This window comes from Aromatoleum sp. (assembly GCF_035254505.1).
In the GTDB taxonomy this organism is placed as follows: domain Bacteria; phylum Pseudomonadota; class Gammaproteobacteria; order Burkholderiales; family Rhodocyclaceae; genus Aromatoleum.
Window position 1 is genome coordinate 23,206 of the sequence record NZ_DATFAO010000098.1, and the last position, 15,460, is coordinate 38,665.

Annotated in this window: 16 protein-coding genes; 13 read left to right on the forward strand and 3 right to left on the reverse strand. The window is 62.7% G+C overall.

Going from position 1 to position 15,460, the window contains the following annotated elements:
• Position 1: 1 nt before the first annotated feature.
• From VJ673_RS21705 to argB, 11 genes are all read left to right on the forward strand, one after another.
• Positions 2–1,237, forward strand: coding sequence for a type II secretion system F family protein (locus VJ673_RS21705; RefSeq protein WP_324128269.1), 1,236 nt, complete (start codon positions 2–4; stop codon positions 1,235–1,237).
• 54 nt (positions 1,238–1,291) lie between these two features.
• A complete protein-coding gene (locus VJ673_RS21710; protein WP_324128257.1) occupies positions 1,292–2,143 on the forward strand; it encodes a prepilin peptidase in 852 nt (283 codons plus the stop codon).
• Positions 2,144–2,270: 127 nt separating this feature from the next.
• Positions 2,271–2,534 (forward strand): FmdB family zinc ribbon protein, encoded by a 264-nt coding sequence (locus tag VJ673_RS21715; protein WP_324128258.1) that lies wholly within the window; start codon positions 2,271–2,273, stop codon positions 2,532–2,534.
• A 15-nt stretch (positions 2,535–2,549) separates the two neighbouring features.
• Positions 2,550–3,173, forward strand: a complete 624-nt coding sequence (locus tag VJ673_RS21720) for a DUF502 domain-containing protein (protein WP_324128259.1) — start codon at positions 2,550–2,552, stop codon at positions 3,171–3,173.
• 44 nt (positions 3,174–3,217) lie between these two features.
• A complete protein-coding gene (gene aspS / locus VJ673_RS21725) occupies positions 3,218–5,017 on the forward strand; it encodes an aspartate--tRNA ligase (RefSeq protein WP_324128260.1) in 1,800 nt (599 codons plus the stop codon).
• A 171-nt stretch (positions 5,018–5,188) separates the two neighbouring features.
• A complete protein-coding gene (locus VJ673_RS21730) occupies positions 5,189–6,808 on the forward strand; it encodes a tetratricopeptide repeat protein (protein WP_324128261.1) in 1,620 nt (539 codons plus the stop codon).
• A 43-nt stretch (positions 6,809–6,851) separates the two neighbouring features.
• Positions 6,852–7,232, forward strand: coding sequence for a guanyl-specific ribonuclease (locus tag VJ673_RS21735; RefSeq protein WP_324128262.1), 381 nt, complete (start codon positions 6,852–6,854; stop codon positions 7,230–7,232).
• Positions 7,229–7,672: a barstar family protein gene (locus VJ673_RS21740; RefSeq protein ID WP_324128263.1), complete on the forward strand. Its 444-nt coding sequence runs from the start codon at positions 7,229–7,231 to the stop codon at positions 7,670–7,672. The genes VJ673_RS21735 and VJ673_RS21740 overlap by 4 nt, the downstream gene beginning before the upstream one ends.
• Entirely contained in the window at positions 7,672–8,127 is a 456-nt protein-coding gene (gene nudB / locus VJ673_RS21745) for a dihydroneopterin triphosphate diphosphatase (RefSeq protein ID WP_324128264.1), read from the forward strand. Before VJ673_RS21740 ends, nudB begins: the two co-directional genes overlap by 1 nt.
• Positions 8,128–8,232: 105 nt before the next feature.
• Entirely contained in the window at positions 8,233–8,649 is a 417-nt protein-coding gene (locus tag VJ673_RS21750; protein WP_324128265.1) for an Hsp20/alpha crystallin family protein, read from the forward strand.
• Positions 8,650–8,761: 112 nt separating this feature from the next.
• Complete coding sequence (argB, locus tag VJ673_RS21755) at positions 8,762–9,661, forward strand: acetylglutamate kinase (RefSeq protein ID WP_324128266.1); 900 nt, start codon at positions 8,762–8,764, stop codon at positions 9,659–9,661.
• Between the two features lie 75 nt (positions 9,662–9,736).
• Here the strand turns inward: argB and cysN are convergent, their stop codons facing one another.
• Together cysN and cysD are read right to left on the reverse strand one after the other, a co-directional pair.
• Positions 9,737–11,644, reverse strand: a complete 1,908-nt coding sequence (gene cysN / locus VJ673_RS21760; protein WP_324128267.1) for a sulfate adenylyltransferase subunit CysN — start codon at positions 11,642–11,644, stop codon at positions 9,737–9,739.
• A 1-nt stretch (position 11,645) separates the two neighbouring features.
• Positions 11,646–12,593, reverse strand: coding sequence for a sulfate adenylyltransferase subunit CysD (gene cysD, locus VJ673_RS21765; protein ID WP_324128270.1), 948 nt, complete (start codon positions 12,591–12,593; stop codon positions 11,646–11,648).
• 72 nt (positions 12,594–12,665) lie between these two features.
• Between cysD and cysQ the strand changes: the two genes are divergently transcribed.
• Entirely contained in the window at positions 12,666–13,436 is a 771-nt protein-coding gene (cysQ, locus tag VJ673_RS21770) for a 3'(2'),5'-bisphosphate nucleotidase CysQ (protein ID WP_414635680.1), read from the forward strand.
• Positions 13,437–13,461: 25 nt separating this feature from the next.
• A complete protein-coding gene (locus tag VJ673_RS21775; RefSeq protein WP_324128268.1) occupies positions 13,462–15,189 on the forward strand; it encodes an SLC13 family permease in 1,728 nt (575 codons plus the stop codon).
• Positions 15,190–15,195: 6 nt separating this feature from the next.
• Here the strand turns inward: VJ673_RS21775 and VJ673_RS21780 are convergent, their stop codons facing one another.
• A complete protein-coding gene (locus VJ673_RS21780; protein ID WP_324128272.1) occupies positions 15,196–15,447 on the reverse strand; it encodes an acyl carrier protein in 252 nt (83 codons plus the stop codon).
• Positions 15,448–15,460 lie beyond the last annotated feature (13 nt).

Genomic DNA, 15,460 nt, shown 5'->3' on the forward strand with positions numbered 1-15,460 from the left:
CATGGCGACCACGACGCGAGGCAAGGTAGCTGCCGCCAGCGGCCCCAAGGAAGTTCTGTACGCATGGGAAGGACGGGACAAGACCGGCAAGCAGGTGCGCGGGGAGATGCGCGCGAGCGGCGAGTCCGTAGTTCAAGCCACGCTGCGACGCCAGGGCGTCCAAGTGACCAAGGTCAAGAAGCAGAGCATGGCCCGCGGTCACAAGATCACCGACAAGGACATCGCGCTCTTTACCCGCCAACTGGCAACCATGATGAAGTCAGGCGTGCCGCTCTTGCAGGCCTTCGACATCGGCATCAAGGGTTCGAGCAACCCGAGCCTCGCGCGGTTGCTGAATGATGTACGGACCGATGTCGAAACCGGGTCAAGCCTCTCGCAGGCCTTCAGCAAACACCCGCTCCACTTCGACAAGCTCTTCTGCAACTTGGTCGCAGCGGGCGAGCAGGCTGGTATTCTCGACGGGCTACTCGATCGCATCGCGACGTATAAGGAAAAGATCCTCGCGATCAAGGGCAAGATCAAATCGGCGATGTTCTACCCGATCGCGGTCATCGTCGTGGCGGCAATCGTCGTGACGGTGATCATGCTGTTCGTAGTCCCCGAATTCAAGAAGGTTTTCCAAAGTTTCGGCGCGGACCTGCCGGCGCCGACGTTGGTGGTCATTGCGATCTCGGACGCCTTCGTATCGAACTGGTACATCGTACTCGGCGCGATCGTCGGCATCTTCATGGGGATCAGCGCTAGCTACAAACGTTCGAGCGCGATGCAGATCGCAGTGGATCGCATCGTGCTTCAGGCCCCTGTGGTCGGCGACATCATCCGTAAGGCAACGGTGGCGCGTTGGACTCGTACCTTATCGACGATGTTCGCAGCAGGGGTCCCGCTGGTCGAGGCCCTTGAATCCGTCGGCGGCGCATCCGGCAATTTTGTATATCTGACCGCAACGAAGCAAATTCAGACCGAGGTCAGCACAGGTACCAGCCTCACGGTCGCGATGCAGAATGCCAACGTATTCCCGAGCATGGTGGTCCAGATGGTGTCGATCGGTGAAGAATCCGGCCAACTCGATTCGATGCTCGGAAAGGTTGCTGACTTCTACGAGCAGGAAGTGGACGACTCTGTCGCGGGACTTTCGACCCTGCTCGAGCCCATCATTATGGTATTCCTCGGCGTCGTGATCGGCGGCCTCGTTGTCGCCATGTATCTGCCGATCTTCAAGCTCGGCCAGGTGGTCTGAGCCATTCTTCAGCAGCTGCCCGGGAACTCCTGGGCAGCAATCTTGCCTTCCCCCATGTCAGACTTCCTGCGCGACCCTGTGGTCTTCACCACGCTTGCCACCCTCCTGGGCCTTTTCGTCGGGAGTTTTCTCAATGTCGTGATTCACCGCCTTCCCAAGATGATGGAGCGGGAGTGGCATGCCCAGGCCGCCGAATTGCGTGACGAGCCGATTCCCGAGCACGAGCCGTTCAACCTCGCCACCCCGCGCTCGCGCTGCCCGCACTGCGGTCATCAAATCACGGCACTGGAAAACATCCCAGTCGTAAGCTACCTGGTTCTGCGCGGGCGCTGCAGACACTGCGCGGCGTCGATCAGCCGGCGTTATCCGATCGTGGAAGTGCTGACGGCAGCGCTCACGGGCTACGCGGCCTGGCACTTCGGCTACGGAGCGGCGGCTGTGGGCGCTTTCTGTTTCGTCTGGGCAATGGTCGCACTGACCTTCATCGACCTGGACACCCAACTGCTCCCCGACTCACTGACCCTGCCCTTGCTGTGGCTGGGTCTCGCCCTCAATCTCGGCAGCACTTACGTCGAGCTATCCAATGCGGTGATCGGCGCCATGGCGGGGTATCTCTCGCTATGGTCGGTCTTCTGGCTTTTCAAGCTCACGACCGGCAAGGAAGGCATGGGCTACGGCGACTTCAAGCTCCTCGCAGCCGTCGGCGCGTGGCTTGGCTGGCAAATGCTGCCGTTGACCATCCTGTTCTCCTCACTCGTGGGAGCGCTTGCCGGCATCGGGCTGATCGTGTTCGCGCGTCATGGGCGGAATGTACCGATTCCGTTCGGCCCCTATCTTGCCGCTGCCGGTGTGCTGGCGCTCTTCTGGGGCAAGAAGATCACCGATTTGTACCTGGCCACATTCTGACGCTCACGCCGTCTTGAATTGAGGTCGTCGGAACCTCATTTAAGACGTGGCGCCCGCATCGGACGCCCCAGACTTCTCCCTGATGCTGCATTGCGTTAGACTCGCAAGCTTGGTTTCGGAGGTTGCCATGCCCATTTATGAATATCGTTGCAATAGCTGCGGGTTCCAGAAGGAACATATCCAGAAGATGAGCGACGAACCGCTCAAGACCTGCCCGTCGTGCAACGCCGACACTTATCAGAAGCAGCTGTCCGCTGCCGGTTTCCAACTGAAGGGTACCGGCTGGTATGCCACGGACTTCAAGGGCGGCAGCTCTTCAGCTCCCAAGCCGTCCGAGGCGTCCGCAGCTCCCGCAGGATGCGGCGGCGCTTGCGCCTGTCATTCGAGCTAAGGGCAACAGCCTCACGTGCGAAGATATTTCATCACCGGGCTCCTGATCTGGATTCCACTGTCCATCACGTTCATGGTGTTGGCATGGATCGTGGGTACCCTGGACCAGATCATCGACTGGCTACCGAACGGCCTGCAGCCGCGCCATCTGCTGGGCTTCAACATTCCGGGCGCCGGCGTGGTGGTTGCGCTGCTGCTCGTATTGAGCACGGGCCTGATCGCAGCCAACGTGATCGGGCAGAAGCTGGTGATGTTCTGGGAAGGCCTGCTTTCCCGTATCCCGGTGGTGAAATCGCTCTACAACGGTGTCAAGCAGGTCTCCGACACGCTCTTTTCGAGTTCCGGCCAGGCGTTCCGCAAGGCGCTGCTCGTGCGCTATCCGCATCAGGACTCCTGGACCATTGCCTTCCTGACCGGGAAGCCTGGTGGTGACGCCGCCAATCACCTGGACGGCGAATACGTCAGCGTCTATGTGCCGACGACGCCGAACCCCACTTCCGGCTTTTTCCTAATGATGGCCAAGGCGAACGTCATCGAACTCGACATGAGTGTCGACGAGGCACTCAAGTACATCATCTCGATGGGCGTGGTCGCGCCGCCCGCGCGTAACGGCTCCTCCTCAATTCTGCTGAACCAGTAACCATACGGCCCCGGTGGCCGTGTCTTCGTTTCGGACATTTGCTCATGCGAACCAAATACTGCGGGCTAGTCACCGCTGCCGACCTTGACCAGACCGTGACCCTGTGCGGCTGGGTGCACCGTCGCCGCGACCATGGCGGCGTGATCTTCATTGACCTGCGCGACCGCGAGGGCTTGGTTCAGGTCGTCTGCGACCCCGATCGCGCCGACACGTTCCGCACAGCCGAGTCGATTCGCAACGAATTCGTCGTGAAGCTCACCGGCAAGGTTCGCCGCCGCCCCGCAGGCACCGAGAACGCAAACCTCGTCTCGGGAGAGATCGAGGTGCTGTGCCACACCCTTGAGGTGCTCAATGCTTCGGCAACGCCGCCGTTCCAGCTCGATGACGACAATCTGTCGGAAAACGTCCGACTGGTGAACCGCGTCATCGACCTGCGCCGCCCGCAGATGCAGAAGAACATGATGCTGCGCTACAAGGTGGCGATGGCCTTCCGCCGCTTCCTCGATGGGCAGGGCTTCATCGACATCGAGACGCCGATGCTGACGAAGAGCACGCCGGAAGGTGCGCGCGACTACCTCGTTCCCTCGCGCGTGCATCCGGGCCAATTCTTCGCGCTGCCGCAGTCGCCGCAGCTCTTCAAGCAGCTGCTGATGGTCGCGGGCTTCGATCGCTACTACCAGATCACCAAGTGCTTCCGCGACGAGGACCTGCGCGCGGACCGCCAACCCGAGTTCACCCAGGTCGATATCGAGACCTCGTTCCTGAACGAGACCGAAATCACCGCGATCATGGAAGACATGATCCGCGTCGTGTTCCGCGAAGCGCTCGCCGTCGAACTGCCGGCGCCCTTCCCGCGCATGACCTACGCCGAAGCGATGCGCCGCTATGGATCGGACAAGCCGGACCTGCGTGTGACGCTCGAACTGACCGAAGTGACCGACGTCGTTAGCGACGTCGCGTTCAAAGTGTTCAGCGGCCCGGCGACCAGCGGCGGTCGCGTTGCCGCGCTACGCGTTCCGGGAGGCGCGAGCCTCACGCGAGGCGAGATCGACGAGTACACGAAATTCGTCGGCATCTACGGCGCGAAGGGCCTCGCCTACATCAAGGTCAACGACGTCACGAAGCCGAACGAGGAAGGCCTGCAATCCCCGATCGTGAAGAACCTGCACGAGACGGCGCTGCGCGCGATCCTCGAACGGACCGGCGCGCAGTCGGGCGACCTGATCTTCTTCGGCGCGGACAAGACGAAGGTCGTCAACGACGCGTTGGGTGCGCTGCGCATCAAGCTCGGACACGAAAAGGGCTATGTCACGGGGGACGCTTGGTGCCCGCTATGGGTCGTCGACTTCCCGATGTTCGAATACGACGAAGACGACAAGCGGTGGGTCGCCTGCCACCATCCGTTCACGAGCCCTAAGGACGAGCACGTCGAGTTGCTCGAGTCGACCCCGGGCGAGTGCCTTGCGAAGGCCTACGACCTGGCGCTGAACGGCTGGGAGATCGGCGGCGGGTCGGTTCGTATCCATCGTGCCGAGGTTCAGGCGCGGGTGTTCGACGCGCTCAACATCGGTCCCGAAGAGCAGCAGATCAAGTTCGGCTTCCTGCTCGACGCGCTCAAGTACGGCGCACCCCCGCACGGTGGCCTGGCCTTCGGTCTCGACCGGATCGTCACGCTGATGACCGGCGCGGAATCGATCCGCGACGTGATCGCCTTCCCGAAGACGCAGCGCGCCCAGTGCCTGCTGACCGACGCGCCGGGCGAGGTCGACGAAAAGCAGCTGCGCGAGCTCCACATCCGGCTGCGCCAAAAGGTCGAGACCCAGGTCGAAGTCGCCAAGTCCTGAGTCCCGCGCCTGGAGCGCCTCACGAAAAGGGCAGATGGCTGACCATCTGCCCTTTTTCATGCAGACTGTCATCTGCACAGCATCAAGAATTACTGTAGAAAGCGTCGGCGGATGCCGTAAGCTCCGATATACCGCCTGAGTCCGGGCCCCAATATCTGCTCTCCGTAACATATGGCCGATATCGAACGTCTCAACGTCCTGATCGTCGAAGCGAATCAGAGCATGCGCGGCCAGTTGAGATCGATGCTCAACGGCTTCGGCATCGCCGACGTCAATTTCGCACCTACCGCCGGCATGGCGGTCAATCGGTTGCGCGAACGCAAATACGACATCATTCTCTGCGAGTACAACCTGGGAGAGGGCCAGGATGGGCAGCATCTGCTGGAAGATCTCCGCAGCAAGGAGATCATTCCCCTCAATACGCTGTTCATCATGATCACCGGGGAGCGCAACTACGAGCGCGTCGTCAGCGCGGCGGAACTTGCACCCAACGACTACATCCTGAAGCCGCTGACCCCCGACAGCCTCCACATCCGCCTGCTGCGGGCGCTGGAAAAGCGCGAGGCCTTCCGTTCCGTGTACCGCGCGATCGAAGCGGGCGAGACGCAACAGGCGATCGAAGGCTGTGCAGCGGGACGTCGGGAGCATCCGCGTCACCGCATCGATTTCATGCGGCTTGAGGCGGAGCTTCATGCGGTGCTCGGCCATACCGAACACGCGGAAGACATTTATCGCGAAGTGCTGGCCGCCAAGGCCGTGCCCTGGGCGCGCCTGGGGCTTGCCAAGGTGCTCTTCGCAAAGAAGGACTATGCCGCGGCGGAGGACATTCTGAGTGCGCTCGTCGCCGAGAACAGCCGCTACGTCGACGCCTACGATTGGCTGGCGAAGGCACGCGAGGCGAGCGGCCGGATCGACGAGGCGCGTGACGTGCTCGCCAGCGCAGTAGCACTCTCGCCCCACCGGCTAAGCCGGCTGCGCCACCTTGGCAGCGTGCAACTCGCCTCCGGCGATCTGGAGTCTGCGGAACGCACGCTCGCGGAAGTGGTGCGAAAGGGCAAGTATTCGGATTTTCGCGATCCGGAAGACCATGTGCACCTTGTCCAGGCGCAGCTCGGGCAGGGACGAACGAACGAGGCCCAGGCGACGATTCGCGACCTGGAGCGGAGCATGGAAGGACTGGCGGCGACGCCGGTCTGTAGTTCGTTGTCGAAAGCGCTCTATTTCAGCGAAACCGGCGCTGCCGATCAGGCTCAGGCCGCACTTCAGGCGGCACTCAGGGCAGGCTCCGACCTGAGTGCCGTCTCGATCGGGCTTAAGCAGGAGCTGATCAAGGCCTGCCTCGACAATGACCTGGAAAGCGAAGGCAGCGCGCTCGTGATGGACATTCTGCGGAATGCGTCCGATGAGCAGACGATCGAGAAGACGCGGGCGATCTTGCAATCGCGCGGCTGCGGCGAACTGTCGGATGAACTCGAACAACGCGTCCACGTAGAAGTGAAGAACCTGATCGCGACGGGCGCAGACATGGTGAAGTCGGGCGACTACGACGGTGCCGTGCGTGAAATGATGAGCGCGGTACAGAAGATGCCAGGGAATCCGCACGTGTTGTTCAACGCGGCTCTGGCCCTGTTGCGCCACATCGAGAATCGGGGCTGGAACGACCGATTTGCGGCGCAGGCCCGAACGCTCATCGCGCGCACGCGCCGCCTCGATCCGGCGAATCCGCGTCTGGAGGCGATCAACGGCTTCATGCAGCAACTGTCGAAGAAGCTCAATACACGACAAGCTTAGCGGTCGGTACGGTCGTCTTCGTCCGCCTTCACGGAGTTCTCTGATGCACGCTGCGTTCGCGCGGATTGCGCTGTTCCTTCTCATCGCTTTGTCGGCCGTAACGGGCTACAGCCGAGAGCCGTGGCGCGGCGACGGCGAGGGATTGCCGCGCGAAGCGGTCGAGACCTTGCAACGCGTCCAGCGCGGCGGCCCCTTTCCCTACCGCAAGGATGGTGTCGTCTTCCAGAATCGCGAGCGGCGGCTGCCCCAACGACCGCAAGGCTACTATCGCGAATATACGGTGCCGACACCGGGCTCGGACGATCGCGGGGCACGGCGCATCATCAGCGGAGGGACGCCGCCCGAGGTCTTCTTCTACACGGGCGACCATTACCGCAGCTTCCGGCAACTGACGCCGGAGATCGTTCGGGAGAACACGCGATGACCGAATCCAGCCGCTTGTCGGGGGTATTGCGAGCACCGGATCGCGCCGGCGTATATCACTTGCCGGCCGAAGGATGTGAAGGCGTCGCGCAGGTCGCTGCGGAGCTCGGCTTCGCGTTCGCGCACGTGGAGCTCGACGGCTGTCCGGACAAGGCCGAATTCCTCCACCGGATCGCAGCGGCCCTGCACTTTCCTACCTGGTTCGGACAGAATTGGGATGCCCTTGCCGACTGTCTGACGGACCTGAGCTGGCTGAAGGCGGAGGGCTACGTCCTCGTCCTCGATCATATGGACCGTTTGCGGCTCGCCGCCGAGGCAGATTTCGTCACGGCGATCGACATATTCGAAGAGGCGGCCCGGTCCTGGGCGGACGAAGGCGTGCCGATGTGGATATTCGTCGGCCTCGCGCAGGACGGCATCACCCATCTGCGCAGCCTGTAATGCCTGCACCCACGTTCAAGCAGCCGGTTTCGGTGCTGGTGGTGATCCACACGCCCTCGCTGCAAGTTCTGCTGCTCAGGCGAGTCCGACCTTCGGATTTCTGGCAATCGGTAACCGGCAGCCTCGAACCGGATGAAACGCCTCGGCAGGCGGCGTTGCGGGAAGTTGGCGAGGAAACGGGGATCGCCGCGCAAGCGAAACAACTAGTCGACTGGCAACGCACCTATCAATTCGCAATCCACGCTGAGTGGCGCGCGCGGTATGCACAGGATGTCACGCACAATACGGAGCATGTGTTCAGCTTGTGCGTGCCTGAGGGTCAGCCGGTCCGGCTCGCCCCCGACGAACACGACGCGCTCCTCTGGCTCCCCTTCGACGAGGCTGCAGCGCGGGTCTTTTCATGGACCAACCGCGAGGCGATTCTCGAACTCCCCAGCCGCGAGCGCCGACGCTGAGCGCTCTTGCGGCTCTCGCGCCGGCCTATCTCGTCGGTCTTGAAATATGACGGTGACGATCTATACCGGAATTGGAAAGACCCATATAACAACGAGGAGATCGCCATGAGCAATCTGATCCGTCGTGATCCATTCAACGAATTGCTGCGCGGCTTTTTCGTCCGTCCGGTCGATTTCCCGGGCGACGATCTCGAAGGGCCGAAGATGCGCGTGGACATCAAGGAAGATACCGCCGCGTATCGGGTCCATGCGGAACTGCCGGGCATGAAGAAGGAAGACATCCACGTCCATATCGATGGCCCTGTCGTGTCGATCAGCGCCGAACGGAAGCAGGAGAAGGAGGTCAAGGAAGGCGAACGCGTCTTGCGTACCGAACGCTATTTCGGCACGGTGTCCCGCAGCTTCCAGTTGGGACAGGATATCGATGAGGGCGGCGCAAGCGCGAAATTCAGCGAGGGCGTGCTGGAATTGGTGTTGCCGAAGAAAGCCCCGGTGCAGACCAGGAAATTGAGCATCGACTGACCGCTGATTTCTGACGCACTCGACGGCCGCACCCTGCAGGGATTGAGGGTGCGGCTTCTGCTTTCCGGAGCGAGACCTTAAAATGGCGCCGCACATTAATCAGGAATTCGCCATGTCCGTTTCGCAGAGCACCGACCAGGTTTCCCCGGCACTGAAAGCCGAAGTCCTCGCCGAGGCGCTTCCCTACATCAAGCGCTTCTTCGACAAGACGATCGTCATCAAGTACGGCGGCAACGCGATGACCGATCCGAAGCTGAAGGACTGTTTCGCGCGCGACGTCGTGCTGCTGAAGCTCGTGGGTCTGAATCCGGTGGTTGTGCACGGCGGCGGCCCGCAGATCGAGAGCCTGCTCGCCCGCGTCGGCAAGAAAGGCGAATTCGTCCAGGGGATGCGCGTGACCGACGCGGAGACCATGGAACTGGTCGAGATGGTGCTGGGCGGCCAGGTCAACAAGGAGATCGTGAACCTGATCAACCAGGCGGGCGGCAAGGCCGTGGGCCTGACGGGCAAGGACGCGAGCTTCATCCGTGCGAAGAAGCTGATGATGCCGAAGAAGGACGCGCCGGGCGACCTCGTCGATATCGGCCAGGTCGGCGAGATCACGCAGATCGACCCGAGCCTGATCTCTTTCCTTGACCAGGGTGACTTCATCCCGGTGATCGCACCGATCGGCGTCGGCGAGGACGGTGAGACCTACAACATCAACGCGGACGTTGTCGCCGGCAAGCTCGCCGAGATCCTGAAGGCCGAGAAGCTGGTGCTGCTGACGAACACACCGGGGGTGCTCGACAAGAACGGCAATCTGCTGACGGGGCTGACGCCGCGCCAGATTGACGGGCTGGTCGAAGACGGGACGCTCTCCGGCGGGATGCTGCCGAAGATCGCGTCGGCGCTCGACGCGGCGCGCAACGGCGTGAAGTCGGTGCACATCATCGACGGCCGCGTCGAACACTGCCTGCTGCTGGAGATCCTGACCGACCATGGCGTCGGCACGATGATCAAGAGCAAGTAAGCGCCGTCACTACAAAATCAAAAGGCCCGGAGGCTGTCCGATCGACAGCCTCCGGGCCTTTGTGCTTCGGTGTCCTCAGTCGGTCAGGCCGCCTCGCCGCTGCAGTTCCAGCACGAGGTATTCCGCAGCCTCTTCCGGACTCATTGTCAGCGTGTTGATGTGCACGTCGGGCGTCTCCGGCGCCTGATACGGCGAATCGATGCCGGTGAAGTTCTTCAGCTCGCCGCGCCGGGCCTTCTTGTAGAGTCCCTTGACGTCGCGCTCCTCGGCAACGTCGAGCGGCGTGTCGATGAAGACTTCGAGGAACTCCCCTTCTGCCACGAGGCTGCGGGCCATCTGGCGCTCCGAGCGGAACGGCGAGATGAAGGCCGTGATTACGATCAGGCCGGCGTCGGCCATCAGCTTCGCGACTTCGGCGACGCGGCGGATGTTCTCGACCCGGTCGGCCTCGGTGAAACCGAGGTCCTTGTTGAGGCCGTGGCGCACGTTGTCGCCGTCGAGCAGGTAGGTATGATAGCCCAGCGCGTGCAGCTTCTTCTCGGTCAGGTTCGCGATCGTCGACTTCCCGGCGCCCGACAGACCCGTCAGCCACAGCACGCAGGGCTTCTGGTGCTTCAAGCGGGCGCGGGCGGCCTTGTCGACGTCCACGTGCTGCATGTGGATGTTCTGGCTGCGGCGCAGCGCGAAGTGCACGAGACCTGCACCGACCGTGTTGTTGCTGAGGCGATCGATCAGGATGAAGCCGCCGGTGTCCTTGTTCTCGTCGTACGGATCGTAGGCGATCGCGCGGTCGAGACCGATATTGCAGACGCCGATCGCGTTGAGTTCGAGCGTCTTGGCGGCGATGTGCTCGAGCGTATTCACGTTCACCTGGTACTTGATGTGCGTGACCGTGGCCGTGACGGTCTTGGCGCCCATCTTGAGCAGGTAGGGACGGCCCGGCAGCAGCGGTTCGTCATGCATCCAGACGAGTGTGACTTCGAACTGGTCGGCGGAGCTGGCGGGCGAGGCGGCGGTAGAGATGACATCGCCGCGCGAGATGTCGATTTCGTCGGCCAGCGTCAGCGTAATCGACTGCCCGGCGACCGCCTGTTCGAGGTCGCCGTCGCGCGTGACGATGCGTGCGACCGTGCTTTCGCGGCCGGAGGGCTGCACGCGGATGCGGTCGCCCGGCTTGACGACGCCGCCGGCGATCGTGCCGGCAAAGCCACGGAAGTCCAGGTCGGGACGATTCACCCACTGCACCGGCATACGGAAGGGCTGCTTCTGCATGCGCTCTTCGTCGATTTCGACGGTCTCGAGGTAACCCATCAAGGTCGTGCCGTGGTACCAGGGCATCGCGTCGCTGGGGGCGATGATGTTGTCGCCCTTGTAGGCCGACATCGGGATGAAGGTGATGTCTTCGAGGCCGATCTTCGCGGCGAATTCGCGGTAGTCCTCGACAATGCGTTCGTACACGGACTGCGAGTATTCCACGAGGTCCATCTTGTTGATCGCCACGATGATGTGGCGGATCCCCAGCAGCGACACGAGGTAGCTGTGGCGCCGCGTCTGCGTGAGGATGCCCTTGCGCGCGTCGACCATCAGGATGGCGGCGTCGGCGGTGGACGCGCCGGTGACCATGTTGCGAGTGTATTGCTCGTGGCCCGGGGTGTCGGCGACGATGAACTTGCGCTTCTCGGTCGAGAAGAAGCGGTAGGCGACGTCAATCGTGATGCCCTGTTCGCGCTCGGCGGCGAGGCCGTCGACGAGCAGCGCGAAGTCGATGTTCTCGCCCTGCGTGCCGTACTTCTTCGAGTCGGCTTCGACCGCGGCGAGCTGGTCTTCGAAAAGCATCTTCGATTCGTAGAGCAGGCGCCCGATCAGCGTGCTCTTGCCGTCGTCGACGCTGCCGCAAGTGATGAAGCGCAGCAGACTCTTGTGCTCGTGGGTCTTGAGGTATTGCTGGATGTCGGTGGCGATCAGATCGGAAATGTGAGCCATTTCAGAAATACCCCTCTTGCTTCTTGCGTTCCATTGATGCGGCCGAGTCGTGGTCGATCACGCGGCCCTGGCGTTCGGAGGTCTTGGTGAGCAGCATTTCCTGGATGATCGCCGGCAGCGTGTCGGCTTCGGACTCGACGGCGCCCGTGAGCGGGTAGCAGCCGAGGGTGCGGAAGCGCACCTTTTTCATCATCGGCACTTCGCCGGGCTTGAGCGGCATGCGCTCGTCGTCGACCATGATCAGCGCGCCGTCGCGCTCGACCACCGGGCGCTCGGCCGAGTAGTACAGCGGCACGATCGGGATGTTTTCGAGATAGATGTATTGCCAGATGTCGAGCTCGGTCCAGTTCGACAGCGGGAACACGCGCATCGACTCGCCCTTGTGCTTGCGGGCGTTGTAGAGCTTCCACAGTTCGGGGCGCTGGCTTTTCGGGTCCCAGCGATGTTGCTCAGTGCGGAAGGAGAAGATGCGTTCCTTGGCACGCGATTTTTCCTCGTCGCGGCGCGCACCGCCGAAGGCGGCGTCGAAACCGTACTTGTCGAGCGCCTGCTTGAGGCCCTCGGTCTTCATGATGTCAGTGTGGATCGCCGAACCGTGCGTGAAGGGGTTGATGTCCTTCGCGACGCCTTCCGGATTGATGTGCACGATCAGGTCGAGCCCGAGCTTGCTCACCATCTCGTCACGGAAGCGGTACATTTCGCGGAATTTCCAGCGCGTGTCCACGTGCAGCAGCGGGAACGGCGGACGCGCCGGGTGGAAGGCCTTCATCGCCAGGTGCAGCATGACGGCGCTGTCCTTGCCGATCGAATAGAGCATCACGGGGTTTTCGGCCTCGGCAACGACCTCCCGCATGATGTGGATGCTCTCGGCTTCTAGCCGTTGCAAGTGGGTGAGTGACATCCGCGTCCTCTTGATGACGGTGTTTTTCCCTCGACCGGCGACCGTCATCACGGCCGGCGTCGGTGTTCGGGCATAAAATGGCAGGCGTGCAAGTATATCAATCGAGAGGAGCTGGAACCCGTGACCGACAAGCTTTTGAGAGCCGAATTGCTCGAGGCCGTGATGCGTATCGCACGCGAAGCCGGGGAAGTGGTCATGGCCGTCTACGAAACCGACTTCGCGGTGCGCGGCAAGGACGATGCGTCCCCGGTGACCGAGGCGGACGAGCGCGCCGAAGCGGTAATCCTCGCGGGACTGGCGGGCCTGACGCCCGAGATCCCCGTCGTTGCCGAGGAGGCGGTCGCGGCGGGACGCATTCCGCAGGTCTCCGAGCGCTTCTGGCTCGTCGACCCGCTCGACGGGACGAAGGAATTCATCAAGCGTAACGGGGAATTCACCGTGAATATCGCGCTGATCGAGCACGGCGAACCAGTGCTGGGCGTCGTACTTGCGCCGGCACTGGGGCTTCTTTACGGCGGAGCGAGCGGAATCGGGGCCTTCGTCGAAGACGGCCAGGGGCGCCGTACGATCTCGTGCCGCCAGCCGCCTGCGGAAGGGCTGACGGTGGTCGCCAGTCGGTCGCACGGCGATGCCGCGGCCCTGGATGCCTTCCTCGCAGGACGCAAGGTCGCGAACCTCGTCGGCGCCGGGTCGTCGCTGAAGTTATGCCGCGTCGCGGCGGGCGAAGCCGATCTCTATCCGCGCCTCGGGCGCACGATGGAATGGGACATCGCGGCGGGGCACGCCGTATTGTCCGCCGCGGGCGGGACGGTCAAGACGCTCGAGGGTGCCGCACTGCGCTACGGAAAGCCGGGGTTCGACAATCCGCATTTCGTGGCGAGCGCCGTCTGACGCCCCGCTGCGTGCCGAACACCCGATGACAGCCTACATCGTCCTGGCGGCGGTCGCCCTGCTGCTCGCATTGCTGATGGGCGGGCGCTCGCCCACGGCCTTGCTGTTCACGGTCTGGGCGGCGGGCTTTCATCTGACGGGACTCGTCAGTGAGCGCGACTGGTTGCTGAGCTATTCGAATTCCGCGCTGATCACGCTGATCGTACTGCTGCAGGTGTCGCTTGCGCTGGAGCGTTCGCCACTGCTCGACCGGCTCACGGAAGTGATCCTGAAGGGACGGCCGTCGATGGCCGTACTGCGGTTCTCGACAATGACATGCGTGATCTCCGCATTCATCAACAACACGGCTGTCGTCGGGACCCTCCTCGGCGTGATTTCGCGGCAGCGGCACCAGCCGCCTTCCAAGCTGCTGATCCCCTTGTCGTATGGTGCGATCGTCGGAGGCGTCGTCACGCTGGTCGGCACCTCGACGAACCTCGTCGTCAATTCCTTCGTCGTTGATGCGAAGCTCCCACCGCTGGAGATGTTCCAGTTCAGTCTGGTGGGCGTGCCCGTCGCACTCGCGTGCATCGTCGTGATGACGCTTTGCACCAGGCTGCTGCCGGCAAACGAGCCCGAATCGAGGAAAAGCCGTCAGGCGTATTTTCTCGAGGCCAAGGTGTCACCGGGTTCGCAGCTCGCGGGCAAGAGCATCGAGGACAATCGTCTGCGCAATCTGGAAGGGCTCTTCCTGCTCGAGATCGAACGTGAGGAGCGGCTGATATCGCCGGTCGGCCCGGACGAGATTCTGTGCGAAGGCGATATCCTGGTCTTCACGGGAGACATGACCAAGGTCCAAGCGCTCCATGCTTTTCCCGGCCTGCATGTATTCGGCACGCGTGCCGACACGCTGCTGGGGTCGAACCTGGTCGAGGTGGTGATTTCGAACGAATCGATCCTCGCCAACCGGACGCTGCGCGAAGTGGATTTCCGCTCGCACTTCGACGCCGGCGTCGTCGGCATCCGGCGCGGCGACAAGCGCCTGGGCGGACAGTTGGGACGGATTTCCTTGCGGGTCGGTGACAGCCTGCTGCTCGCAGTGGGGGGAGACTTCGCCCAGCATCGCAATATCGAGCGCAACTTCCACGTGCTCGACGGGGAGATGCTGCGGCCGCGCCTGACGCCGCGTCAGAGCGTCTTCACCTTGGTCGGCTTTGCGTTCGCCATCGGCCTGTCGGCGGCCGAAATCTGGCCGCTGATGAACAGTCTGCTGGTGCTGCTGGCCGCCCTGCTCCTGTCCCGCGTCCTGACCTTGGCCGAGTTGCGGCGCCGCTTTCCCTTCGACCTGCTGCTGATCATCGGATCGGCGCTGACGATTTCGCGGGCGCTGGAATCGTCCGGCGCGGCGCAGCTCATCGCGGATACGATGCGCAGCATCTTCGACGGGTATGGCGTCTACGGCGCCTTCGTGGGGGTTTACCTGATCACGCTGGCGGTCACCGAGGTCATTCCGAACAACGCCGCGGCGGCGCTCGCGTTTCCGATCGGGCTGTCGACGGCGCGCGCTTTCGGAGCCGACCCGACACCTTTCGTGATGGCCGTCGCGTACGGGGCCAGCGCCTGCTTCATGGTCCCTTTCGGCTACCAGACGCACCTGATGGTCATGTCGCCCGGGCGTTATCGCGTGACGGACTACTTCAAGGCCGGCTTGCCGGTGAGCCTGACCTATTCCGCGGGAGTGCTGAGCCTGGTGCCCGTGTTCTTTCCGTTCTGACGGAGATCAGGCGTGCGAAAGGCGCGTGACGAAGTCGACCACGGTGCCGACGGTCGCGAAGGAGCTGCCGTCGATTTCGTCGTCCGGAATCGTGATACCGAAACGTTCTTCGATCGCGTGGATCACCGCCAGCACCGCCATCGAATCGAGTTCGGGGACGCTGCCGAGCAGCGGGGAGTCCGCGTCGAATTGCAGGCCGCGCCCGTTGAGGCTCAGGACTTCATCGAGCAGGACCAAAACCTGTTGCTGAATGTTCAAAGCAATAAACCTC